Below are 21780 nucleotides of genomic sequence, written 5' to 3'. Positions count from 1 at the left end.
GCCGGGCTCTTCTCACGCCGGGGCGGGCGGCTGCAAGCGGGGCGGCAAGGGACGCCCTCATCGATATGAAAGCAAAGCGTTTCCCCTCCCCCTTGTGGGGAGGGGCTAGGGGTGGGGGTGGTGCAGGATTGAGCGCCGAGCCCTACGCGGGACCACCCCCACGCGGGATCTTCGATCCCCATGACCCCTCCCCACAAGGGGGAGGGGAAAGCGCCTGCCTTTTCAATGAGTTGAATTCAAAGGCTGACGCGCGACCACCCGCCAGGTCCGCCGAACACCCCCGTTCTCTCCCTTGTCGCCGCGGGGCCGATGCTGCAAAGCGTCCTGGCGTCACCGGCCGGATTCGCCGGCCCTTATACAGACACACGATTCGGACCGCGCCATGCACGACATCCGGGCCATCCGCGACAACCCGGCCGCCTTCGACAAGGGCCTGACGAGCCGCGGGCTGGAGCCGCTGTCCTCGCAGCTCATCGCCCTCGACGACGCGCGCAAGGCCGCGATCTCGGCGGCGCAGGGAGCCCAGGAGAAGCGCAACGCCCTATCGAAGGAGATCGGCGCGGCCAAGAAGGCGAAGGACGAGGCCCGCGCCCAAGAGCTGATGGCCGAGGTCGCCCGGCTGAAGGAGGAGGCGCCGGCGCTCGACGCGGCCGCCGACGCGGCAGGCAAGGCGCTCTCCGAGCGCCTGTCGGCGATCCCCAACATCCCGGGCCCCGACGTGCCGGAGGGCCGCGACGAGCACGACAACGTCGAGAAGAGCCGCTTCGAGGGCCGCGGGCTCAGCGAGGACGGCCGCCAGCATTTCGAGCTCGGCGAGGCCATGGGCCTGATGGATTTCGAGACCGCGGCGAAGCTCTCGGGCTCGCGCTTCGTGGTGCTGAAGGGCCAGATCGCCCGGCTGGAGCGGGCGCTCGGCCAGTTCATGCTCGACCTGCACACGGGCGAGCACGGCTATACCGAGGTGGTGCCGCCGCTGCTCGTGCGCGACGAGGCGATGTTCGGCACGGCGCAACTGCCGAAGTTCCGCGACGACCAGTTCGCGGCGGTCCAGGGCTCCCCCGAGATGGCGCAGGAGAGCGGCGCGCCGAACCGCTGGCTGATCCCGACGGCCGAGGTCCCGCTCACCAACCTCGTGCGCGAAGCGATCCTCTCCGAGGACGAGCTGCCCCTGCGCTTCACCGCGCTCACCCCCTGCTTCCGGGCCGAGGCCGGGGCGGCGGGGCGCGACACCCGCGGCATGCTGCGCCAGCACCAGTTCAGCAAGGTCGAGCTCGTCTCGATCACCGCGCCCGAGCGCTCGGCCGAGGAGCATGAGCGCATGCTGTCCTGCGCCGAAGCCGTGCTGAAGCGCCTCGACATCCCGTTCCGGGTCGTCACGCTCTGCACCGGCGACATGGGCTTCGCCTCGACCAAGACCTACGACATCGAGGCCTGGCTGCCGGGCCAGAAGACCTATCGCGAGATCTCGTCCTGCTCGGTCTGCGGCGACTTCCAGGCCCGCCGGATGGAGGCGCGCTACCGCCCGAAGGAGGGCAAGGGCGTCCATTACGTCCACACCCTCAACGGCTCGGGCGTGGCGGTCGGCCGCGCGCTCATCGCCGTGATGGAGAACTACCAGAACCCCGACGGCAGCGTCACGGTCCCGTCGGCCCTCGCGCCCTACATGGGCGGCCTCACCCGCATCGAAGGACACCGGTGATGCGCATTCTCGTCACCAACGACGACGGCATCCACGCGCCGGGCCTGCGCTGCCTGGAGGAGATCGCCCGCGAGCTCTCCGACGACGTCTGGGTCGTGGCACCTGAGACCGACCAGAGCGGCGTGTCGCACTCGCTGTCGCTCAACGATCCCCTGCGCCTGCGCCAGGCCGGCGAGAAGCGCTATGCGGTGAAGGGCACGCCCTCCGACTGCATCATCATGGGCATCCGCCACCTCCTGAAGGATCACGGGCCCGACCTCGTGCTGTCGGGCGTCAACCGCGGCCAGAACGTCGCCGAGGACGTGACCTATTCGGGCACCATCGCGGGCGCCATGGAGGCGACGATCCTCGGCGTGAAGGCGATCGCGCTGAGCCAGGCCTACGGCATCGGCGGGCGGGCCAACGTGAAGTGGCACACCGCCGCCCATCACGGCGCCGCGGTGATCCGGCGGATCCTGGAGGTCGGGATCGAGCCCGGCATCCTGGTCAACGTCAACTTCCCGGATTGCGAGCCCGAGGACGTGAAGGGCATCGCGGTGGCGGCGCAGGGCGTGCGCAACCAGGCGCTGCTCTCCATCGACGAGCGGGTCGACGGGCGCGGCAACCCGTATTTCTGGCTCGCCTTCGCCAAGGCGCGGTTCGAGCCCGGCCACGGCACCGACCTGAAGGCGATCGCCGACGGCTGCATCTCGATCACGCCCCTGCGCCTCGACCTCACCGACGAGCCGACGCTGACGCGCTTCGCCCAGGCCTTCGCATGACTGTCTTGGCATGAGCGACGATCACGAGGGTCAGGAGGACGCGCCGGACGGCGCTCGCGAGGCGTCCGGCGCGGTCGAGACCGCGGCCTTCGTGCTGGGCCTGCGCGCCCGCGGGGTGCGCGACGCCGCGGTGCTCGGCGCGATGGAACGGGTGCCGCGGGAGGCTTTCGCGCCGCTCGCCTTCCGCGATCTCGCGCGCCGCGACATCGCCCTGCCGCTGCCCTGCGGCCAGACCATGACGGCGCCGAGCGTCATCGCCACGATGCTGGCGGCGCTCACCGTCCAGGGAGCCCGGGTGCTCGAGATCGGCACCGGCTCCGGCTACGCCACGGCCCTGCTGATCCGCCTTGGAGCCTCCGAGGTGGTCAGCCTGGAGCGCTACGCCACGCTCGCCCGCAATGCCCGCTCGCGCCTCGACGCGCTGGGCTTCGGCGCCGCGATGGTCGGGCTGGCCGATGGCTGCGCCCCGCCGGAGGAAGCCGGCACCTTCGACCGCATCCTGGTCAACGGCTCGCTCCGCGACCTGCCCCCGGCGCTGATCGACCGTCTGAACCCGGGCGGGCGCCTCGTCGGGGCGGTCGGCACGCCGGCCGGCCCCCGTCTCGTCGCCATCGCGCAGGAAGCCGACGGCCCATGGCGTCAGGTGCGCGAGACGCCCCTGCGCATCGCCCCGCTGACGCCGGGCCTGGCGGCCGTGCTCTGACGCACCGCCCGGCCCCCAAGTCACCTAGGCTCGTCACCTAGGCCGGTCGCCTAGGCCGGAATCCGGCCCTCAGGGTGAAGCCGCGACGCCGCCGCGCAACGGAAGCTTAACCTGAATCCTGTTTGAATCCACCTCATACGGTTGCGTGGATGTACGGGTGCGTCGATGCCGGAACGCGGGACAGGCAAGGGGATGCGGGCGCTGTCGCGCTTCGCCCTCATCGGGCTGATCGGGGGCGCTTCGGCGGCCTGCAGCACCGATGCGGTGCGGCTCGACCCGTTCTCGAACCCGTTCTCATCGAGTGCGAGCGGGGATCCGGGTGCCACCGGCAGCCTGCCCGACGGTGGGGCGGTGGCGCCGGCGGTGCGCTCGACGCCGATCCAGTCGCGGCCGCTCTCGGCCCCGATGGCGGGAGCAGCCCTGTCGAACCGTCAGGTCTCCGCACCGGTGTCGACGCCGCGCGTCGCCGCCGCGTCCCCGGTGACCGGCGGCCCGGCCGGCTGGTCGGCGGCCGGCGGCACCGCCATCACGGTCGGCGCCAACGACAGCCTGAACCAGATGTCGACCCGCTTCGGCGTGCCCTCCGCGGCGATCCTCCAGGCCAACGGCCTGTCGAGCGCCGCACAGGTCACCCCCGGCCGCCAGATCGTGATCCCGGTCTACCATGCGGGCGGCGCCCCGGCGATGAGCGCCCGCGCCGTGCCCCCGGCGCCGCGGATGCAGGTCGCCGAGACCCGAGCCGCGGAGACCCGTGCCGCCGAGACCCGTGCCGCCGAGCCGGTGCGCCGGGTCGCCGAGGTGGCGCCGCGCCCCGAGCCTGTCCGCCGCGAGCCCCCGCGCCGCGAGCCGGAGCCGGAGCCGGCCCCCGAGCCGGTCCGCAAGGTCCATGCCCGCCCCGGCCAGGCCGAGGCCAAGGCGGTGGCGCCCGCCGCCGCCGAGCGCGCCGCCAAGCTCAACCCGCGCAAGCCCGAGCCGCGCGAGGAGGAGGAGCGGGTCGCCGCCAAGCCGCAGCGCCCCGAGCCGAAGCCCGTCGCCAAGGTGGCCGCGCGCCCGCAGGACGACGAGGAAGAGACGGTCGCGGCCAAGCCCCACAAGCCGGAGCCGAAGGCCGTCGCCAAGGTCGAGCCCAAGCCCGAGCCGAAGAAGGCCGAGATCAAGAAGCCCGAGCCCAGGCTCGTCGAGAAGACGAAGCCCGAGGTCAGGAAAGTCGCCGAGGCGGTCAAGCCCGAGCCCAAGAAGGCGGAGGTCAAGAAGGCGGAGGTGAAGCCGGTGGAGGTGAAGAAGCCGGAGCCGAAGCTGGCCGAGATGCCGAAGCCCGAGCCCAAGAAGGTCGCGGAGGTGAAGCCTGCGCAAAAGCCCGAGCCGGTCAAGCCGGTGAAGGTCGCGGCCCTGCCCGAGAAGGCGCCCGAGCCGGCGCCGGCCCCGGCCGTCGCCCCGGCGGCGCCCGCGCCCGATCCGCAATCGAGCTTCCGCTGGCCCGCCCGCGGCCGCGTGATCTCGGGCTACGGCTCGAGCGGCAACGAGGGCATCAACATCGCGGTGCCCGAAGGCACCCCGGTCAAGGCGGCCGAGGAGGGCACCGTGGCCTATGCCGGCAGCGACGTGAAGGGCTACGGCAAGCTGGTTCTGGTGCGTCACGCCAACGGCTACGTCTCGGCCTATGCCCATAACGGCGAGATCGACGTGCGCCCCGGCGAGAAGGTGAAGCGCGGCCAGACCATCGCCAAGTCCGGCGCGTCGGGCAACGTCACCTCGCCGCAGCTCCACTTCGAGATCCGGAAGGGCGCGACCCCGGTCGATCCGGTGCCGCACCTGGCGAGCAACTGACGCCCGATCGGGCGAGCGAGGAAGCGGGGCGCGCGAGCGTCCCGCTTTTTCGCGTCTGCGGCGAGAAGATCGTCCCGCAACGCGATGGTGCAGCGTTCCAGCGCCGAGGAAGCCGACATCCCGGGGCCGCGACGCGGAATCCGGAATGGCATCAGGCCTCGAGCCGCAATGTCTCCCCGACGCATGCGCCCTCCCCCAACTCCTCATCCATCTGCGCCGCGAGGCCGAAGAACCGCCGCCGCACCTCCGCCGCGTAAGGGTTCTCGCGCTCGATGGCATGGTAGACCTCCGGCGCGTCGTGCCGGACCATGCCGACCGCCTGCATCACGAGGTCGAAGCTGCGGGTCGTCATCCGGGTCGGCAGCGGCTCCATCGCCACCAGCACCTTGGCGATCAGGTGCGTCAGGCCCTGCACCGCCGCCGCCTCCCGGTCATGCGCCTCGGGCGTCGTCAGGATCACGTCGAGCCCGAGGGCGCGGCGCAGGAAGGCGCCGACCCGTCGGGCGCGGTTCCCCCGCACCGGGCAGACCGCGATCTTGAGGCCGCGCAACCCGTCCCGCGCGCTCTGCGGCCCGAACAGCGGATGGGTGGCGACGATGTCGACGCCCGGCGGCAGGCCGGCGCGCATGATCGCGGCCGGCCGCACCTTCACCGAGCCGACATCGAGGACGAGTGCGCCGGGAATCAGGTGCGGGGCGACGTCGCGCACCACCGAGGCGAGGGTCGAGACCGGGGTCGCCAGAATCACCACCGGGCAGGCGGCGGCCTCGGCGAGGCCGCACCGCGCGACGCCGGCCGCCGCGAAGGCGGAATCGGGCGCGAACGGGTCGTGGACCCGCAGCGAGAACAGCGGCGCCAGATGCGTGGCGACGAGGTGGCCGAAGGCGCCGAAGCCGATCAGGCCGAGGGCGGGAAGCGGGATGGGGGAGGACGGCACGGGAGACCTCGGATGGGAGCGAGGCCGGCGGGTCCTGGTATCCTGGAGCCTCAACCGCCGGCATGTCGCAGCGGTTGAGAGATGACGAGCACCCTGCCGCTTAACTGAGCGGCGCGTAATAGAGTCCGGACAGGAAGAGGCTGGTCATGGCCGAGCCTCTACGCCGATCCGGCCCGGGTCGTCAATCGGAACGCGTCGATCAGAACTCGATCCCCTCCTGGGCCTTCACCCCGGCGGCGAAGTGGTGCTTGACCTGCCCCATCTCGGTCACGAGATCGGCGGCGGCGATCAGCTCCGGCTTGGCGTTGCGGCCCGTCACCACGATGTGCAGGTCCGGCCGGCGCCGGCTCAAGGCCTCCACCACCTCCGCGAGCGGCAGGTAGTCGTAGCGCAAGGCGATGTTGAGCTCGTCGAGGATCAGGAGCCGGACGGTCGGATCGGCCATCAGCGCCTCGGTCTGCGTCCAGGCGGCACGCGCCGCCGCCACGTCGCGGTCGCGGTCCTGGGTCTCCCAGGTGAAGCCCTCCCCCATCGTGTGCCAGGCGACCTGATCGGCGAAACGCTCCAGGGCGAAGCGCTCGCCGGTCTCCCAGGCGCCCTTGATGTACTGCACCACCCCGACCCGCCAGCCGCGGCCGAGCGCGCGCAGCATAAGCCCGAAGGCGGCGGTCGACTTGCCCTTGCCCGGGCCGGTATGGACGATGAGCAGGCCCTTCTCGATCGTCTTGCCCGCCACCTCGGCATCCTGCACCGCCTTGCGCTTCTCCATCTTGGCGCGGTGGCGCGCCGCCTCGTCTCCGCTCATCGATCGTCTCCCTTGATGATCATCGGCAGCCCCGCCACCACCAGCACCACCCGGTCGGCGATGGTGGCGAGACGTTGATGAAGGCGGCCGGCTTCGTCGCGGAACCGGCGGGCGAGCGCATTCTCCGGCACGATGCCGAACCCCACCTCGTTCGAGACCAGCACCAGCGGCCCCGGTGCCGCCTTGCACGCCTCGATCAGAGAATCGCGTTCCGCCGCCAGGTCGGCCGCCTCGTCCAGCATCGCGTTGGTCAGCCACAGGGTCAGGCAATCGACCAGCACGGGCCGGCCGGCCGGCGCTCCCCGGATCACCGTTGCGAGGTCGCGGGGCGCATCGACCGTCTCCCAGGGCGGGGGCCGGCGGGTGCGGTGCTCGGCGATGCGAGCAGCCATCTCGTCATCCCAGGCTTGCGCCGTCGCGACGTAGCGCCAGGGGCCTGCTTGCGCCTCGATCAGCCCCTCGGCGTAGCGGCTCTTGCCCGAGCGGGCGCCGCCCAGCACCAGGGTCAGGCGCGGGGCGGCGCGATTCCGGTCCGGCACGGGCCTCTCCTCGTCGAAATCTGGCATCGAAAACCTCGGGGCCGGAGGTGTCGCGGCAGCCGGCGTCGATTGCAAGCCCGTTCCCGACCCGCTAGGGTCGGCGCGACGGTGCCTCGGTGACGAGGTGAAAAGGGAACGCGGAAGCCGGAAGCCTCCGGCGGGCCGCGGCTGCCCCCGCAACTGTGAGCGGTCGAACACGGTCCGCCATCGGCCACTGGAGCGATCCGGGAAGGCGGTGGGCCGGCACGAGGCCGCGAGCCAGGAGACCTGCCGTCACCCCTTCTCTCTCGACGCCGCCGGTGGGGCGGCAGGAGTTCGTCATGGTCGCGATCACCCGGTCTCTCTCCCCCGCCCTGGTCGGCGAGCGCCTGAGCGCCGTCCTCCTCGCCGCCACCCTCGGCGTCGGCCTGCTGTTCGTCTCCGGCTTCGCGCCGGTGGTCGCCCTGCACAACGCCGCGCACGATTGGCGCCACTCCGCCAACTTCCCCTGCCACTGACCAGGGCCGAATCCTTTCGGGCCGTGCGGCCTGCGCCCTGACCGGGCGTGGGCCCGCGGCCCTTTGGTCGTGCAGGTGATCCTCCCATGACGAAACGTCTGCTCGCCGCGGCCCTGGTCGCCGGCTTCCTGGCCGCATGCGTGGCCTCCGCGCTGCAATTCGCCCTCACCTCGCCGCTGATCCTGGCGGCGGAGAAATACGAGACCGCCGAGGCCGTCGCCCCCGCCCGTCACGCCTTCGCCAACCCGCTGATCGTGCTCGCCCATGCGGGCCACGACCATGGGGCCGAGCCGCAATGGCAGCCGGCGCCCGGCCTGCCGCGCCTCGCCTTCACGGCGCTCGCCACCCTGGTGAGCGGCGTCGGCTACGCGCTGCTTCTCGGCGCCGTGCTGGTCGCGACCGGCCGCGCGGTGACGCCCTCCGAGGCGCTGAAGTTCGGCATCGGCGGCTTTCTCGCCGCCAGCCTGGCTCCGGCGATCGGGCTGCCGCCGGAACTGCCCGGCATCGCCGCGGCAGGGCTCGAATCGCGCCAGCTCTGGTGGGTGGCGACCGCGCTCGCCACGGCGATCGGCCTCTACCTGGTGGCAATCCGCCGCGGGCCGGCCGCGATCGGCCTCGGCCTCGCCCTCATCGTCGCGCCGCATGTCTGGGGCGCCCCGCACGGGCCCGAAGAGATCTCCGCGATGCCGCCGGTCTTCGCGGCGCAGTTCGCGGCCCGGTCGCTGGCGATCGGCTTCGCCTTCTGGGCCGTGCTCGGCCTCGCCTTCGGCTGGGCCTGGGAGGCGGTGAGCGGGTCGAAAGGCGTCGCTCGCCGCAGCGAGGTGGCCGCGTGAGCGAACCCGTCACCCTCTACGTCTGCACCACCTGCCGCGACGCCGCCGATACAGGCGAAGGTCCCCGCGCCGGGGCCCGCCTGCACGACGCGCTGGCGCAGGCCCTCGCGGCCCGGCCCGGGGCGCCGATCCGGATCGAGCCGGTGGAATGCCTCTCGGTCTGCAAGCGGCCCTGCACGGTCGCGGTCGCGAGCCCGGGCCGCTGGACCTACGTCTACGGCGACCTCGACCCGAACATCGCCGCCGACACTATCCTCGACGGCATCGGCCTCTATGCCGGGACCCCGGACGGCATCGTGCCCTGGCGCGCGCGTCCGCAGGAATTCCGCAAGGGTGTCGTTGCCCGCATCCCTCCCGCGCCGGTGACCGCATGACCATCCTGAACAAGATTCCCTGCACCATCGTCACCGGCTTCCTCGGCGCCGGCAAGACGACGCTGGTGCGCCACGCCATCGAGCACAACGACGGAAGGCGGCTCGCGATCATCGTCAACGAGTTCGGCGATGTCGGCTTCGACGGGTCCTTGCTCGCCGAATGCGGCATCCCGGGCTGCGACGCCGACGCGGTGGTGGAACTGCCGAACGGCTGCATCTGCTGCACCGTCGCCGACGATTTCGTGCCGGCGCTGAACAAGCTCCTCGACCGGCCGGAGCCGCCGGAGCACATCCTGATCGAGACTTCCGGCCTCGCCCTGCCGAAACCCCTGGTCCAGGCCTTCAACTGGCCGGCGATCCGCTCGCGGGTCACCGTCGACGGCGTGGTGGCGGTGGTGGACGGCCCGGCGGTGGCCTCGGGCGCGTTCGCGGACGATCCGGAGGCGATGGCGGCGCAAGCCGCGGCGGATGCCAGCGTCGATCACGAGAACCCGCTGGAGGAGGTGTTCGAGGACCAGCTCCTCTGCGCCGACCTCGTGGTGATGAACAAGTCCGACCTTCTCGACGAGGCCGAGCGGGCGCGGGTCCGCGCGGAGGTCGAGGCGCACCTGCCGCGGGCCGTCAAGCTGGTCGAGACCGCCCACGGCGCGCTCGATCCCCGCGTGCTGCTGGGCCTGAATGCCGCCGCCGAGGACGATCTCGCCTCCCGCCCGTCGCACCACGAGACGGAGGAGGATCACGACCACGACGATTTCGAGAGCGTGGCCTTGCCGGTGAAGGCGGCGGGCTCGCCCGAGGATCTGGCCGCACGGGTGGCGAAGGCCGCCGAGGTGGCGGGGGTGTTGCGGATCAAGGGCTTCTGCGCCGTCGCCGACAAGCCGATGCGCCTCGTCGTCCAGGGCGTCGGCCGCCGCGTCGCCCACCATTACGACCGCCCCTGGCGCCCGGGCGAGCACCGGGACGGGACGCTGGTGGTGATCGGGCTCACCGGGTTCGACAAGGACGCGGTGGCGGCGGCGTTGAAGGGCTGACGGGCTCACGCTCCGGTTCGTGCACGTCCCCTCTCCGCGCAGCCGCAGGCTTGTCCGGGGAAAGGACGTGGCGCTGCTGACCCCCTCCCCCCTCTGCGGGGGAGAGTGGCGAGCGAAAGCGAGCCGGGAGAGGGGACGCCGCTTCCGGAGAGGGCAGACCCGTTGTGAAGAGCCCCCCGGGAATATCGTCGCGCTGCCCCTCTCCCGGCCTACTTGGTAGGCCACCCTCCCCCGCAGAGGGGGGAGGGAGAAACCCGCGCTATACTTTGAAGTCGGCGCGGCCGAGGCCATATCGTCGGTCTCGAACGCAGAAACCCCTAGCCCGGGAGGGCATCGCATGTCGGAGCCTGCGCCGCGGCGCTGGAGCGTGCAGGAGTTCTTCGCCTGGCAGGAGCGCCAGGACGAGCGCTACGAGCTGGTCGATGGGGTGCCGGTCCGCTTGATGGCCGGAGCCCGCAACGTCCACGACGACATCGTGGTCAACCTCGTGGCGGAGTTCCGCACCCGGCCGCGCGGCACGCCGTGCCGGCCCTTCACCGGTGACGGCAGCGTCGAGACCCTGCCGGGCCAGAACCGCCGGCCCGATCTCGGCGTCGAGTGTGGCACCCGCGATCCGAACGGGCTGACGGCCGGGGACCCGCGCCTGGTCGCCGAGGTCCTGTCGCCTTCCACCCGCGACTTCGACGCGTTCGACAAGCTGGAAGAGGACAAGGCCGTCGCGAGCCTCGCGGTGATCCTGCTCGTCGAGCCGAACGCGCCCGAGATCGCCCTGTGGCGGCGGGACGATGAGGACGGCTGGCAGCGCCGCCTCGTCGCCGGGCTCGACCAGGCGATCGACCTGCCGGACCTCGGCATGAGCCTGGCGCTGGCGGATATCTATGACGGCGTCGCCTTCCCGCCCCGGCCCCGCCTGGTCTCGGGGGCTTGAGGGCCGATGCATCTCCTGCGCATCGATACGGTGTCCCTCGACGAGGGCGAGGCGGCGGTCGATCTGGGCCAGGCGCCCGGTGACATCGTCGCCCTGTCCTTCACCGATTCCGATCTCGCCGGCCTCAGCCAGGCCTATGCAACGCTTTCCGGCGACTGGCCGAGCCTGCGCCTCGCCAAGATGGCGCAGCTGCGCCACCCGCTCTCGGTCGACCTCTACGCCGATGCGGTGATCGCCCGGGCCCGCTTCGTGCTGGTGCGCTGTCTCGGCGGGCTCGATTACTGGCGCTACGGGCTCGAGCGGCTGGCCGAGACCTGCCGGGCGCACGGCATCCCCTTCGCGGTGCTGCCGGGATGCGACCGTCCCGACCCCCGCCTCGCCGCGATCTCCACGGTCACGCCGGACCTGCGCGACGCCCTCGACGGGTATTTTCGAGCGGGCGGCCCCGAGAACCTGCGCCGGCTCCTCGCCCGGATCGCCGCCGAGCTCGGCCGCCCGGTCCAGCCCGAGCCGCCCCGGGCCCTGAAGCGGGGCTTTGCCTGGTGCCCGGGCTGCGGCCCGCTCGACGCGGTCGGCCCCGCCTCGCCCGTCCCGTGCGCCGTTTTGCCCCGGGCCCTCGTGCTCGTCTACCGCTCGGCGATCCTCGGCGGCGACACCGCGCCGGCCACCGCCCTCGCCGCGGCTTTGTGGGAACGCGGCCTGGCTCCCACGATCGTCGCGGTCGCCAGTCTCAAGGACCCGGAGGCGGTGGCGGCCGTGCGCGAGGCGATCGCCGTGCAGCGTCCCGCCGTGATCGTCGCCACGACCGCCTTCTCGGCCCGGGACGATGCCGGCTTCGTCCTCGACGCCGCCGATTGCCCGGTGATCCAGGCCTTCACGGTGGGGTCGAGCCGGGAGGCCTGGGCCGCCTCTTCGCGGGGTCTCGGGGCCGCCGACCTCGCCATGCAGGTGGCGCTGCCGGAATTCGACGGACGGCTCTCGGGCTTCCCGGTCTCCCACAAGGAAGAGGCGCCGGAGGTCGAGGGGTTTCGCGAGCGCCGGGCGGTGCCGGATTTCGCCGGGATCGCCGCCACCGCCGACCGGGCCGCCGCCTGGGCCCGCCTCGCCGGGACGCCGCGGGCCGAGCGCCGCCTCGCCCTGGTCCTGTCCGATTACCCGGCCCGGGGCGGGCGGGCCGGCTTCGCGGTCGGGCTCGACACCCCGGCGAGCACGCGGGCAATCCTCGAACTCCTGGCGGCCGAGGGCTACGCGGTCTCGGACATCCCGGAGCCGGCCGTCCTGATGCGCCGGCTCACGGAGGAGGCCCCGAGCCTCGCGGTGCCGCTCGGCACCTACGAGGCCTGGCATGCCCGGCTGCCGGAGGCGGCCCGCGCGGCGCTTCTCGCCGAGTGGGGCGAGCCTGCCGACGATCCGGCCGTCATGGACGGCGCCTTCCGGTTCCGGGCGGTCCAAGCGGGCCGGGTGCGCGTGGCGCTCCAGCCGGATCGCGGCCACAAGGGCGACCGCAAGGCGGGCTATCACGATCCCGACGCGGTGCCGTGCCACGCCTCTCTCGCCTTCCACCTCGCCTTGCGCGAGGGCAGCGATGCGCTGATCCATCTCGGCACCCACGGCACCACCGAGTGGCTGCCCGGCAAGGCGGTGGCGCTCTCCCCCGCCTGCTGGCCGGCTTTGGCCGTCGGCGCCCTGCCGGTGGTCTACCCGTTCATCGTCGACGATCCCGGCGAGGCGGCGCCGGCCAAGCGCCGGATCGGCGCGGTCACGATCGGCCACCTGCCGCCGGAGACCGCGGAAGCCGGCCTCGACCCGGCGGCCGCCACCTTGCGCGAACTGGTGGAGGAATATTCCGCCGCGACGGTGCTCGACCCGCGCCGCGCCGACCTGATCGCCCGCGGGATCCTGGAGCGGGCCGAGGATGCGGGGCTGCTGGCCGCCGCCGGTATCGACCGCGACACGGCGATGCCGGACGCGCTCGCCGCCCTCGACGCGCATCTGTGCGACCTCGCCGAGGTGACGATGCGCGACGGGCTGCACGTCTTCGGTGCGAGCCCGGAGGCCCATCCCGGATGCGGTCCGGCCGAGCGCCATGGGCTCCTGGCCGCCCTCGACGGCCGCTTCGTGCCTCCGGGCCCCTCCGGTTCGCCGGCCCGCGGCCGGGCCGACGTGCTGCCGACGGGGCGCAACCTCGCGACCCTCGATCCCCGGGCCCTGCCGACCCGGGCCGCCGCGATGCTGGGCGAGACGGCCGCCAGGGAGGTGGTGCGGCGCTATCTCCAGGACGAGGGCGAGTATCCGGCCCGCCTCGTCATGGATCTCTGGGCCTCTCCCACCCTGCGCACCGGTGGCGAGGACGTCGCGCAGGCGCTGGCGCTGATGGGCGTGCGCCCGACCTGGGATCACGCCTCGACCCGGGTGACCGGGTTCGAGGTGCTGCCGCTCGCCCTCCTCGACCGGCCGCGGATCGACGTGACGGTCCGGGTCTCCGGCGCCTTTCGCGATACCTTTCCCGAGACGCTGGCGCTCCTCGATCGTGCCGCCCGGGCGGTCGCCTCCCGCGAGGAGGACGATGCCGACAATCCGCTGGCCGCCGCCCGCCGCCGCGGCGAGGCACCGGCCCGGGTATTCGGGGCGGCCCCCGGCCGCTACGGCGCCGGCACCGCGGCGCTCGCCCTCGACGGGAACTGGACCGAGCGGGACGACCTCGCCCGGGCCTATCTCGACGCGACTGCGGAGGCGACCGGCGCCGAGGATTCCGATTTCGCCGCCCGGGTCGCGGCGGCGGATGCCTATCTCCACGCCTTCGACGTGGCCGAGCGCGACCTCCTCGACGGCGATGCCGGCGCCGACGCGATGGGGGGATTCTCGGCTGCGGCCGAATCCCTCGGCGCGGCGCCCGTGCTCTACAGCCTCGACACCAGCCGCCCGGAGGCGCCCCGGGCCCGCACCGCCCGCGAGGACGTCGCCCGGCTGGTGCGCGGCCGCCTCGCCCATCCGCGCTGGATCGCCGGGCAGCTCCGCCACGGCTGGCGCGGCGTGCAGGAGCTGGCGCAGGGGCTGGACGCGGTGTTCGTGATGGCCGCCGCCACCGACGCGGTCGCGGATGCCGAGATCGACCGGCTCTACGACGCCTATCTCGGCGACCCGGACGTGCTGGGGGCGATCGAGAGCGCCAATCCGGGCGTCGCGCAGGCGCTCCGCGACCGTTTCGCGAGTTTGCGCGACCGCGGCCTGTGGCGCAGCCGGCGCAACTCGCTCGCCGCCCTCGCGCCGCGCGAGGCCGCCGAATGAGCGCCGTGAATCCGGCTCCGCGCCGCGGCTGGTGCCCGGGCCTCGCCCGGCCGATGCCGACCGGCGACGGCCTTCTGGTGCGCCTCCACCCGGTCGCCGGACGGCTCACGGCCGATCAGGCGCGAGCGGCCGCGCGGGCGGCACGGGAGGGCGGCAACGGCCTGCTCGACGTGACGGCGCGCGGCAACCTCCAGGTTCGCGGGGTGACGGCGGAGAGCCACGGGCGGGTCGTCGCGATCCTGGGCGGAGCGGGTCTCGGCGACGTGCGTCACGATGGCGGGCCGCAGCGGCTGACGCTCAGCGCGCCGCTCGCGGGGGCGGAATGCCTCGCCATCGTCGCGGCGGTGGAGGCGATCGGCCGCGAGGTGACCGGTCTGCCGGCCAAGACCCTGGTGGCGGTGGAGGACGAGACCGGCGGGCTCGGGCCGGTCGAGGCGGATGTTTGGGTGCGGATTTCGGGCTCCTTCCCCTCCCCAGGCGATCCCGGGCTTGCCCGGTATCGCGGCAAGTTGTGGGGAGGAGTTGGGGGTGGTGCAGGAGGCACCGCCGAGGTCTCGCCGGCACCACCCCCACCTCCCACTCCTTCCCACAAGCTCGAGCGATCCCGGGCAAGCCCGGGATCGACTGGGGAGGAGAGGCGCGCGCCCTCGATCGTAGGTGAGTTCGAACACGGTTCGACAATCGTGTCGGACAGCACGGGAGAGCGGGCGCTCCCCACGCTTCAACTCGCCCTCGCGACCCCGTCCGGCCCGATCTGGCTCGCGCCGACCCCCGCCCCCACGGCGCTCGCCACCCTGCGCACCCTCCTGCACGGCCTCGCCGCGTCCGGTGCCCGCCGGATGCGGGCCCTATCGGACCGGCAGCGCGACGCCCTCCTCGACGACCTCGACCCCGGCGCGCGCCCCTCGCCGAGCACCGCCCGCCCCGCCGGCCTGCACGGCCGCACGCTCCTCGCCGAGCTGCCCTTCGGCCGCTGCGACGCCAACCTCCTCGATCGCGTCGCGGCCTGGAGCGAGGCCCATGGCGACGGCCACCTCGCCCTCACGCCGAGCCGGGGCGTCGTCCTGACCGCCCGGAACGACACCGATGCCGCCGCGTTGCGCGACGAAGCAGCGGCTGCCGACCTGATCGTCGATCCCGCCGACCCGCGCCGGGCGGTCGCCGCCTGCCCGGGCGCGCCGGCCTGCGCCTCCGGCGGCACGCCGGCGCAAAGCCATGCGCTCGATCTCGCCGCTGCCTTCGCGCATTTGGTGCGAGCGGGCGCTACCGCGCACGTCTCCGGCTGCTCGAAGGGGTGCGCCAGCCCGAGTCCGGCCACCCTCACCCTGATAGGCCGGCCCGACGGCCGCTACGGGGTGGTGCTCGACGGCAACGCCGGGACCGAGACCGACCGCGTGCTCACTTTCGGTGCCGTGCTGGAGCGGCTAGAGAGCACACGAATCACCGCCACTCTTGATGACCCCTCGGGCCTGAGAGACGCATTCCGGGAGCCCGCATGAATCCGCGCCTCGACTACATCCGCGACGGCGCCGCCATCTACGCGCGCTCCTTCGCGATGATCCGCGCCGAATCCGACCTCGCGCGCTTCCACGGCGCCGCCGAGCGGGTGGCGGTGCGGATGATCCATGCCTGCGGCATGACCGACCTGCCCGCCGACATCGACCTGTCGCCCGACTTCGCCGAGGCCGCCGAATCGGCGCTGCGCCGCGGCGCGCCGATCCTGTGCGACGTCCGCATGGTCGCCGACGGCGTGACCCGGGCGCGGCTGCCGGCCAACAACGACGTGGTCTGCACCCTGTCCGACCCGCGCGTCCCGGACCTGGCGAAGCGCCTCGACACCACCCGCTCCGCCGCCGCGATGGAATTGTGGCGCGACCGGCTCGCCGGCTCCGTCGTCGTCGTCGGCAACGCCCCGACCGCCCTGTTCCGCCTGCTCGAGATGCTGGACGAGGGCGTGGCGCCCCCGGCCGCGGTGATCGGCATCCCGGTCGGCTTCGTCGGCGCGGCCGAATCGAAGGATGCGCTCGCCGCGGATGGAAGGGTGCCGTTCCTGGTGGTGCGCGGCCGGCGCGGCGGCAGCGCCATGGCGGCGGCGGCGGTCAACGCGCTCGCCAACGAGGTCGAGTGATGGACGGTCCTTCCGCGTTCCCGGTCGCCGATCCGGCCGAGATGCCGTCCGCGCCGCGAATTGCCGTCACCGGCACGCTCTACGGGGTCGGCATGGGGCCGGGCGACCCGGATTACCTCACCGTGCGGGCGGTCCGGGTGCTGGAGCGCGCCCACCACCTCGTGCATTTCTGCAAGGCCGGCAAGCGCGGCAACGCCCGCACCATCGCCGACGCGGTGGTGCAGGACGCGGCCCGCGAATGGCCGCTGCCCTATCCCTACACCACCGAACTGCACCCCGAGGACCCGGCTTACGTGGCGGCGCTGGCCGCCTTCTACGACGAGGCGGCGACGAGCCTCGCCGAGGTGCTGGCGTCCGGGCGCGACGTGGCGATCCTGTCGGAGGGGGACCCCTTCTTCTACGGCTCGTTCATGCATCTCTGGCGCCGGCTGAAGGACCGGTTCCCGGTCGAGGTCGTGCCGGGCGTCACCGGCATGTCGGGCTGCTGGACCCGGGCCAACACCCCGATCACCTGGGGCGACGACGTGCTGACGGTCCTGCCCGCCACCCTGCCCTACGCGACGCTCGTCGCGCGGCTGCGCACGACCGACGCCGCCGTGGTGATGAAGCTCGGCCGCCACCTGCCGAAGGTGCGCGCGGCGCTGACCGAAGCCGGGCTGATCGGCCGCGCGGTCTATGTCGAGCGCGGCACCATGGCGGGCGAGACCGTGACGCCGCTCAGCCAGAAGCCCGACGACCGGGCGCCGTATTTCTCGATGGTGCTGGTGCCGGGCGAGGGCCGCCGGCCGTGAGCGGTTCCGTCACGGTGATCGGCCTCGGGCCCGGCGATCCGCGCTACCTCACGCCGGCAGCGAGCGCAGCGCTCGAGGAGGCCGAGGACCTGATCGGCTACTTCCCTTACGTCGCCCGGGTTCCGGAGCGGCCGGGTCTGACGCGCCACGCCAGCGACAACCGGGTCGAGGTCGACCGCGCCCGCCACGCCCTGGAACTCGCCGCCGCCGGCCGCCGGGTCGCCGTGGTGTCGGGCGGCGATCCCGGTGTCTTCGCCATGGCGGCGGCCCTGTTCGAGGCGCTGGAGGCGGGCGACCCGGCCTGGCGCGCGCTCGCCATCACGGTCGAGCCCGGCATCACCGCGATGCTGGCCGCCGCCGCCCGCGTCGGCGCGCCGCTCGGCGGCGATTTCTGCGCCATCTCGCTGTCGGACAATTTGAAGCCCTGGGAGGTCGTCACCGCCCGGCTGAGCGCCGTGCTGGCGGCCGACCTCGTGGTGGCACTCTACAATCCGATCTCCCGGGCCCGGCCCTGGCAGCTCGGTGCGGCGCTCGCCCTCGCGGCCGAGCACCGCGCGCCGCAGACGCCGGTGATCCTGGCCCGCGCCGTCGGCCGGCCCGACGAGGCGATCCGCATCCTCCCCCTCGCCGAGGCGCGCACGGCGGAGGCCGACATGGCGACCCTGGTGATGATCGGGGCGAGCGCGACCCGGCTGATCGCGCGCGAGGGCCAGGTGCCCTTCGTCTACACCCCGCGGTCCGTCACCCGATGAGCGTCGAGCCAGGCCAGGGCGTCGCGGGCTTGCGCCACGAAGGGTACGTGCGGCAGCAAGGGCTGCCGCACGATCACCACCGGCAGGGAGAGCGCGCGCGCCGCCGCGATCTTGCCGTAGGTCGCAGCCCCGCCGGAATTCTTGGTCACCAGCACCTCGACCCGGTGGCGGCGCATCAGCGCCTCTTCCTCCGTCGCGCCGAACGGGCCGCGGGCCTCGATCGCCGTCACGTCGATCCCCGGCAGGGCGTCGCCGACCGGCTCGATGGTGCGAACGAGATAGCGGTGCTGCGGCGCCGCCGCGAAGGCGGCGAGTTCGAGCCGGCCGACCGTCAGAAAAACCCGACGCGGCGTATCGCCCAGGGCCGGCACGGCCTGCGCCACGCTGTCGACCTCGTGCCAGTCGTCGCCGGCCTCCCGCGCCCAGGCCGGGCGCCGGATGGCGAGGAGCGGCACGCCTGCCGCGCGGCTCGCCAGGGCGGCATTATGGGAGATGACCTTGGCGAAGGGATGGGTGGCGTCGATCAGCGCCGCGATTCCATGCTCGCGCAGGTAGGCCGCGAGCCCGTCGGCCCCGCCGAAGCCGCCGATACGGGTGTGCGCCGGGAGAGCCAGGGGCGCCGCCGTGCGCCCGGCGAGCGACAGGGTGACGTCATGATCCGGCCGCTCGGCGAGCAGCCGGACCAGGCTCGCGGCCTCGAAGGTGCCGCCCAGGATGAGGATGCGCATGGCCGCCTTCTCGCCTGAGGCTCCCGCGATGTCGAGCATTCCACCCTGGCTGTTCATCGTCGGCATCGGCGAGGATGGACGGGCCGGGCTCTCGCCCGCCGCCGCTTCGGCCCTCGACGGGGCCGGGCTGGTGGTCGGCGGGCGCCGCCACCTGGAACTCGCCGCGCCACTGTCCGCCGAGACCCTGGCCTGGCCGAGCCCGCTCTCGGATGCCTATCCGGAAATCCTCGCCCGGCGCGGGCAACCGACCTGCGTGCTCGCCACCGGCGATCCGTTCCATTACGGCGTCGGCGCGGAACTCGCCCGGCTGATGCCGGCGAGCGAGATCGCGGCTTATCCCCAGGCCTCCGCCTTCAGCCTCGCGGCGGCCCGGCTCGGCTGGCCGCTCGCCGAGGTCGCGTGCCTGACCCTGCACGGGCGGGCGCTGGAGCGGGTGATCCCGCATCTCCAGCCCGGCGCCCGGCTCCTCCTCCTGTCCTGGGACGGGTCGACGCCCGGGACACTCGCAGGCCTGCTGGCCGCACGCGGATTTCCGCGCTCGCGCCTCACGGTGCTCGAAGCCATGGGCGGTCCCCGCGAGCGCCGCCGCAATGCCCTGGCGGCGGAGTTCTCGGAGGGCGGAATCGACCCGCTCAACACACTGGCGGTCGAGGTGGTGGCCGAGCCCGACGCCCGGGTGATTCCGCTCGCACCCGGCCTCGACGATGCCTGGTTCGAGACCGACGGCCAGCTCACCAAGGCCGAGATCCGCGCCATCACACTCGCGGCCTTGCGCCCCCGGCTCGGCCAGCTCCTGTGGGATGTCGGCGCCGGCTCGGGGTCGATTGGCATCGAGTGGTCCTTGCGTCATCCGGCAAACCGCGCGATCGCGGTCGAGGCGAAGGAGGAGCGCGCCGCCCGCATCCGCCGCAACGCGCGCGATCTCGGCGTGCCCGATCTGCGGGTCGTGATCGGCCGGGCGCCCCAAAGCCTCGCCGGGCTGCCGGCACCGGACGCAGCCTTCCTCGGCGGCGGCGTCTCCGAGCCTGCCCTGGTCGCGGCGGTCCTGCGGGCGCTTCCCAGCGGCGGGCGCCTCGTCGCCAACGCGGTGACGCTGGAGAGCGAGGCCCTGCTGCTGCGCTGTCATGCCGAACATGGCGGTACCTTGCGCCGCCTCTCGGTCGCCCGGGCCGAGCCGGTCGGTCACCTCACCGGATGGCGCCCGGCGATGCCGGTGACGCAATGGGCGCTGACGAAGCCGTGACCCTCTCGATCATCCAGGCGCGGGTTCCAGGAAGCGCCCCGCCGCCGCCCCTCCTGCACGGCCCTGCCCGCACCCCCGCCAAGGCGGCGCCCCGCGCCCTCGTCGCCGGCATCGGCTTTCGCCATGCCACCGCGGCCGAGGAGATCCTGGGGCTGGTGGCGGAGGGCCTGCGGCAGGCGGACTTGGCCGGTGCGCAACTCGCGGCTTTGGCCACCGCCGCGGACCGCGCCGGCGACCCGGCGATCCGCGCGGCGGCCGAATCCCTCGGCGTGCCGCTCGTCGCCATCGGGGTCGAGGCCCTGCGCGAGGCCGGCCGCCGGGTCGTCACCCGCTCCGTCCGCATCGAGGCCCTGCGTGGCGTCGGTTCGCTCGCCGAGGCCGCGGCGCTGGCGGCGGCCGGGCCCGAGGGCCGCCTCGTCCTGCCCCGCATCGCCTCGGCGGGCGCCACCTGCGCTCTCGCCGCCAGCGGAGACGCCCTTTCGTCATGATCCACTTCATCGGTGCCGGCCCCGGCGCGGCCGACCTCATCACCGTGCGCGGCCGCGACCTCATCGCCCGCTGCCCGGTCTGCCTGCATGCCGGCTCGCTGGTGGCGCCGGAGATTCTGTCCTGGTGCCCGCCCGGTGCGCGGATCGTCGACACCGCGCCGCTCTCCCTCGACGCGATCATCGACGTGATGAGGCAAGCCCACGCGGCCGGCCAGGAGGTGGCGCGGCTGCATTCCGGCGACCTCTCGATCTGGAGCGCGGTCGCCGAGCAGACACGCCGCCTCGACCGCCTCGGCATCCCCTACGACCTGACCCCCGGCGTTCCCTCCTTCGCCGCCGCGGCGGCCGTGCTCGGGCGCGAGTTGACGGTGCCGGAGGTGGCGCAATCGGTGGTGCTCACCCGCACCAGCGGCCGCGCCTCTGCGATGCCCGACACCGAGCGCCTCGCCGCCTTCGCGGCGACCCGGACGACCTTGGCCATCCACCTGTCGATCCACGTCGTCGAGGCGGTGGTGGCGGACCTGATCCCGCATTACGGCCCGGACTGCCCGGTGGCGGTGGTGTTCCGCGCGACCTGGCCGGACGAGCGGGTCCTGCGCGGGACCCTCGCCGATATCGCGGCCCGGGTCGCGGCGGCGGGGCTGGAGCGCACGGCGCTGATCCTGGTCGGCCCGGCGCTCGGGTCGACGGATTTCCGCGAGAGCGCGCTCTACGCGGTGGATTACGACCGGCGGTTCCGGCCGGGCGGGGCCGTGGCCGCGCTGGTCGAACCCCGGTCGACGTGACCCGGTCCGTGACGGCTCCCGGCCGTTGCGGGTGTCGGACGCCGGCCGTAGACCTCGATTCATGCAGATGAGAATCGCCACCGACGCCGATGCGGCCGTGCTCGCCCGGATCCACACGGCGAGCTGGAGAAGCGCGTATCGGGGGATCCTCGATCCGGACTTCCTCGCCGGTCCGATCGAGCAGGATCGCCTGGACGCGTGGGCCGGCCGCCTCGGGCCGCATCAGCCGCACGTGACCGCCATCATCGCCGAGGACGCCGACGGGCCGCTCGGCTTCGTCTGCGCGGTCGGGGCGGAGGATAAGCGCTGGGGAACGCTGATCGACAATCTCCACGTCCTTCCCACGGCGAAGGGGCGAGGCTTGGGGACGGATTTGCTCGCAGCCGCGGCCGACTGGTCCCTGCGCGGCTACCCCGATTCAGGGATCTACCTGTGGTGCTTCGAGCAGAACGAACCGGCCCGCCGCTTCTACGAGCGGCGCGGCGGCGCGATCGCGGAGCGGAGCCGACACGCCATTCCCGGCGGCGGCGACCGGACGGTGATTCGGTATCACTGGGACGATCCCGCCTCCGCCTTCGGCCTGCAACGCCCCTCCGATTGCCTCTGACGCCCGCCGAGACGGTCGATTCGATCGAGACGCGGT

At 73.4% G+C, this 21780-nt stretch carries 22 protein-coding genes and 1 riboswitch; of the genes, 18 read left to right on the top strand and 4 right to left on the bottom strand.

From position 1 onward, the window contains the following. The first annotated feature begins 382 nt into the window (after positions 1 to 382). The 4 genes from serS (at position 383) to AC3AOF_RS20780 (ending at position 4990) form a co-directional block, all read left to right on the top strand. On the top strand, positions 383 to 1699 hold the full coding sequence (gene serS, locus AC3AOF_RS20795) for a serine--tRNA ligase (RefSeq protein ID WP_488346373.1): 1317 nt from the start codon (positions 383 to 385) through the stop codon (positions 1697 to 1699). After that, a complete protein-coding gene (gene surE, locus AC3AOF_RS20790; protein WP_488346372.1) occupies positions 1699 to 2460 on the top strand; it encodes a 5'/3'-nucleotidase SurE in 762 nt (253 codons plus the stop codon). Before serS ends, surE begins: the two co-directional genes overlap by 1 nt. 10 nt (positions 2461 to 2470) lie before the next feature. Continuing rightward, the gene (locus AC3AOF_RS20785; RefSeq protein WP_488346371.1) at positions 2471 to 3163 is read left to right on the top strand and encodes a protein-L-isoaspartate O-methyltransferase family protein; all 693 of its coding nucleotides are present in this window, start codon (positions 2471 to 2473) and stop codon (positions 3161 to 3163) included. 192 nt (positions 3164 to 3355) lie between these two features. Continuing rightward, positions 3356 to 4990, top strand: coding sequence for a peptidoglycan DD-metalloendopeptidase family protein (locus AC3AOF_RS20780; protein WP_488346370.1), 1635 nt, complete (start codon positions 3356 to 3358; stop codon positions 4988 to 4990). Positions 4991 to 5141: 151 nt separating this feature from the next. Here the strand turns inward: AC3AOF_RS20780 and AC3AOF_RS20775 are convergent, their stop codons facing one another. The 3 genes from AC3AOF_RS20775 to cobU form a co-directional block, all read right to left on the bottom strand. Further along, positions 5142 to 5927: a prephenate dehydrogenase/arogenate dehydrogenase family protein gene (locus tag AC3AOF_RS20775; protein ID WP_488346369.1), complete on the bottom strand. Its 786-nt coding sequence runs from the start codon at positions 5925 to 5927 to the stop codon at positions 5142 to 5144. Positions 5928 to 6126: 199 nt separating this feature from the next. Continuing rightward, on the bottom strand, positions 6127 to 6732 hold the full coding sequence (cobO, locus tag AC3AOF_RS20770; protein WP_488346368.1) for a cob(I)yrinic acid a,c-diamide adenosyltransferase: 606 nt from the start codon (positions 6730 to 6732) through the stop codon (positions 6127 to 6129). Then, positions 6729 to 7298, bottom strand: coding sequence for a bifunctional adenosylcobinamide kinase/adenosylcobinamide-phosphate guanylyltransferase (gene cobU / locus AC3AOF_RS20765; RefSeq protein ID WP_488346367.1), 570 nt, complete (start codon positions 7296 to 7298; stop codon positions 6729 to 6731). Before cobU ends, cobO begins: the two co-directional genes overlap by 4 nt. A gap of 62 nt (positions 7299 to 7360) precedes the next feature. Continuing rightward, a riboswitch (cobalamin riboswitch) is annotated at positions 7361 to 7560 on the top strand. 31 nt (positions 7561 to 7591) lie between these two features. Here cobU and AC3AOF_RS20760 point away from each other — a divergent pair. The 10 genes from AC3AOF_RS20760 to cobJ all read left to right on the top strand — a co-directional run bounded on the left by AC3AOF_RS20760 (position 7592) and on the right by cobJ (position 17893). Next, positions 7592 to 7768, top strand: a complete 177-nt coding sequence (locus AC3AOF_RS20760; protein WP_048425720.1) for a CbtB domain-containing protein — start codon at positions 7592 to 7594, stop codon at positions 7766 to 7768. A gap of 86 nt (positions 7769 to 7854) precedes the next feature. Next, positions 7855 to 8601 (top strand): CbtA family protein, encoded by a 747-nt coding sequence (locus AC3AOF_RS20755; protein WP_488346366.1) that lies wholly within the window; start codon positions 7855 to 7857, stop codon positions 8599 to 8601. Continuing rightward, entirely contained in the window at positions 8598 to 8975 is a 378-nt protein-coding gene (locus AC3AOF_RS20750) for a DUF1636 family protein (RefSeq protein ID WP_236989086.1), read from the top strand. Before AC3AOF_RS20755 ends, AC3AOF_RS20750 begins: the two co-directional genes overlap by 4 nt. Continuing rightward, positions 8972 to 10006 carry a cobalamin biosynthesis protein CobW gene (gene cobW / locus AC3AOF_RS20745; RefSeq protein WP_236989087.1) on the top strand — a complete coding sequence of 345 codons (1035 nt, stop codon included), beginning with the start codon at positions 8972 to 8974 and terminating at the stop codon, positions 10004 to 10006. The genes AC3AOF_RS20750 and cobW overlap by 4 nt, the downstream gene beginning before the upstream one ends. Positions 10007 to 10343: 337 nt before the next feature. Beyond that, positions 10344 to 10934 carry a Uma2 family endonuclease gene (locus tag AC3AOF_RS20740; RefSeq protein ID WP_488346365.1) on the top strand — a complete coding sequence of 197 codons (591 nt, stop codon included), beginning with the start codon at positions 10344 to 10346 and terminating at the stop codon, positions 10932 to 10934. Positions 10935 to 10940: 6 nt separating this feature from the next. Continuing rightward, positions 10941 to 14222, top strand: a complete 3282-nt coding sequence (gene cobN / locus AC3AOF_RS20735) for a cobaltochelatase subunit CobN (protein WP_488346364.1) — start codon at positions 10941 to 10943, stop codon at positions 14220 to 14222. Further along, a complete protein-coding gene (locus AC3AOF_RS20730) occupies positions 14219 to 15721 on the top strand; it encodes a nitrite reductase (RefSeq protein WP_488346363.1) in 1503 nt (500 codons plus the stop codon). The genes cobN and AC3AOF_RS20730 overlap by 4 nt, the downstream gene beginning before the upstream one ends. After that, positions 15718 to 16350, top strand: coding sequence for a precorrin-8X methylmutase (locus tag AC3AOF_RS20725; protein WP_236989091.1), 633 nt, complete (start codon positions 15718 to 15720; stop codon positions 16348 to 16350). The genes AC3AOF_RS20730 and AC3AOF_RS20725 overlap by 4 nt, the downstream gene beginning before the upstream one ends. Continuing rightward, a complete protein-coding gene (locus tag AC3AOF_RS20720) occupies positions 16350 to 17141 on the top strand; it encodes a precorrin-2 C(20)-methyltransferase (RefSeq protein ID WP_488346362.1) in 792 nt (263 codons plus the stop codon). Before AC3AOF_RS20725 ends, AC3AOF_RS20720 begins: the two co-directional genes overlap by 1 nt. Further along, positions 17138 to 17893: a precorrin-3B C(17)-methyltransferase gene (gene cobJ, locus AC3AOF_RS20715; protein WP_488346361.1), complete on the top strand. Its 756-nt coding sequence runs from the start codon at positions 17138 to 17140 to the stop codon at positions 17891 to 17893. Before AC3AOF_RS20720 ends, cobJ begins: the two co-directional genes overlap by 4 nt. Here cobJ and AC3AOF_RS20710 read toward each other — a convergent pair. Continuing rightward, the gene (locus AC3AOF_RS20710) at positions 17866 to 18621 is read right to left on the bottom strand and encodes a cobalt-precorrin-6A reductase (RefSeq protein WP_236989093.1); all 756 of its coding nucleotides are present in this window, start codon (positions 18619 to 18621) and stop codon (positions 17866 to 17868) included. The genes cobJ and AC3AOF_RS20710 overlap by 28 nt on opposite strands. Between AC3AOF_RS20710 and cbiE the strand changes: the two genes are divergently transcribed. The 4 genes from cbiE to AC3AOF_RS20690 all read left to right on the top strand — a co-directional run bounded on the left by cbiE (position 18620) and on the right by AC3AOF_RS20690 (position 21744). Next, complete coding sequence (gene cbiE / locus AC3AOF_RS20705) at positions 18620 to 19864, top strand: precorrin-6y C5,15-methyltransferase (decarboxylating) subunit CbiE (protein ID WP_488346360.1); 1245 nt, start codon at positions 18620 to 18622, stop codon at positions 19862 to 19864. The genes AC3AOF_RS20710 and cbiE overlap by 2 nt on opposite strands. 53 nt (positions 19865 to 19917) lie before the next feature. Beyond that, a complete protein-coding gene (locus tag AC3AOF_RS20700; RefSeq protein WP_236992718.1) occupies positions 19918 to 20352 on the top strand; it encodes a cobalamin biosynthesis protein in 435 nt (144 codons plus the stop codon). After that, positions 20349 to 21137: a precorrin-4 C(11)-methyltransferase gene (gene cobM, locus AC3AOF_RS20695; RefSeq protein ID WP_488346359.1), complete on the top strand. Its 789-nt coding sequence runs from the start codon at positions 20349 to 20351 to the stop codon at positions 21135 to 21137. The genes AC3AOF_RS20700 and cobM overlap by 4 nt, the downstream gene beginning before the upstream one ends. A gap of 67 nt (positions 21138 to 21204) precedes the next feature. Then, the gene (locus AC3AOF_RS20690) at positions 21205 to 21744 is read left to right on the top strand and encodes a GNAT family N-acetyltransferase (RefSeq protein ID WP_488346358.1); all 540 of its coding nucleotides are present in this window, start codon (positions 21205 to 21207) and stop codon (positions 21742 to 21744) included. The last annotated feature ends 36 nt before the right edge of the window (positions 21745 to 21780 follow it).

This window comes from Methylobacterium sp. 142-1Y, from assembly GCF_057747795.1.
The sequence above is the reverse complement of the archived record's forward strand: the minus strand, read 5'-3'. Positions and strand labels throughout refer to the sequence as shown.

Coding starts and splice junctions, on each gene's coding strand:
- serS (WP_488346373.1), top strand. CDS start 383: ATGCACGACATCCGGGCCATCCGCGACAACCCGGCCGCCTTCGACAAG.
- cbiE (WP_488346360.1), top strand. CDS start 18,620: ATGGCCGCCTTCTCGCCTGAGGCTCCCGCGATGTCGAGCATTCCACCC.
- AC3AOF_RS20710 (WP_236989093.1), bottom strand. CDS start 18,621: ATGCGCATCCTCATCCTGGGCGGCACCTTCGAGGCCGCGAGCCTGGTC.
- cobM (WP_488346359.1), top strand. CDS start 20,349: ATGATCCACTTCATCGGTGCCGGCCCCGGCGCGGCCGACCTCATCACC.
- cobW (WP_236989087.1), top strand. CDS start 8,972: ATGACCATCCTGAACAAGATTCCCTGCACCATCGTCACCGGCTTCCTC.
- AC3AOF_RS20755 (WP_488346366.1), top strand. CDS start 7,855: ATGACGAAACGTCTGCTCGCCGCGGCCCTGGTCGCCGGCTTCCTGGCC.
- AC3AOF_RS20730 (WP_488346363.1), top strand. CDS start 14,219: ATGAGCGCCGTGAATCCGGCTCCGCGCCGCGGCTGGTGCCCGGGCCTC.
- AC3AOF_RS20785 (WP_488346371.1), top strand. CDS start 2,471: ATGAGCGACGATCACGAGGGTCAGGAGGACGCGCCGGACGGCGCTCGC.
- cobO (WP_488346368.1), bottom strand. CDS start 6,732: ATGAGCGGAGACGAGGCGGCGCGCCACCGCGCCAAGATGGAGAAGCGC.
- cobU (WP_488346367.1), bottom strand. CDS start 7,298: ATGCCAGATTTCGACGAGGAGAGGCCCGTGCCGGACCGGAATCGCGCC.
- AC3AOF_RS20740 (WP_488346365.1), top strand. CDS start 10,344: ATGTCGGAGCCTGCGCCGCGGCGCTGGAGCGTGCAGGAGTTCTTCGCC.
- AC3AOF_RS20690 (WP_488346358.1), top strand. CDS start 21,205: ATGAGAATCGCCACCGACGCCGATGCGGCCGTGCTCGCCCGGATCCAC.
- AC3AOF_RS20720 (WP_488346362.1), top strand. CDS start 16,350: ATGGACGGTCCTTCCGCGTTCCCGGTCGCCGATCCGGCCGAGATGCCG.
- AC3AOF_RS20725 (WP_236989091.1), top strand. CDS start 15,718: ATGAATCCGCGCCTCGACTACATCCGCGACGGCGCCGCCATCTACGCG.
- AC3AOF_RS20760 (WP_048425720.1), top strand. CDS start 7,592: ATGGTCGCGATCACCCGGTCTCTCTCCCCCGCCCTGGTCGGCGAGCGC.
- surE (WP_488346372.1), top strand. CDS start 1,699: ATGCGCATTCTCGTCACCAACGACGACGGCATCCACGCGCCGGGCCTG.
- AC3AOF_RS20780 (WP_488346370.1), top strand. CDS start 3,356: ATGCGGGCGCTGTCGCGCTTCGCCCTCATCGGGCTGATCGGGGGCGCT.
- cobN (WP_488346364.1), top strand. CDS start 10,941: ATGCATCTCCTGCGCATCGATACGGTGTCCCTCGACGAGGGCGAGGCG.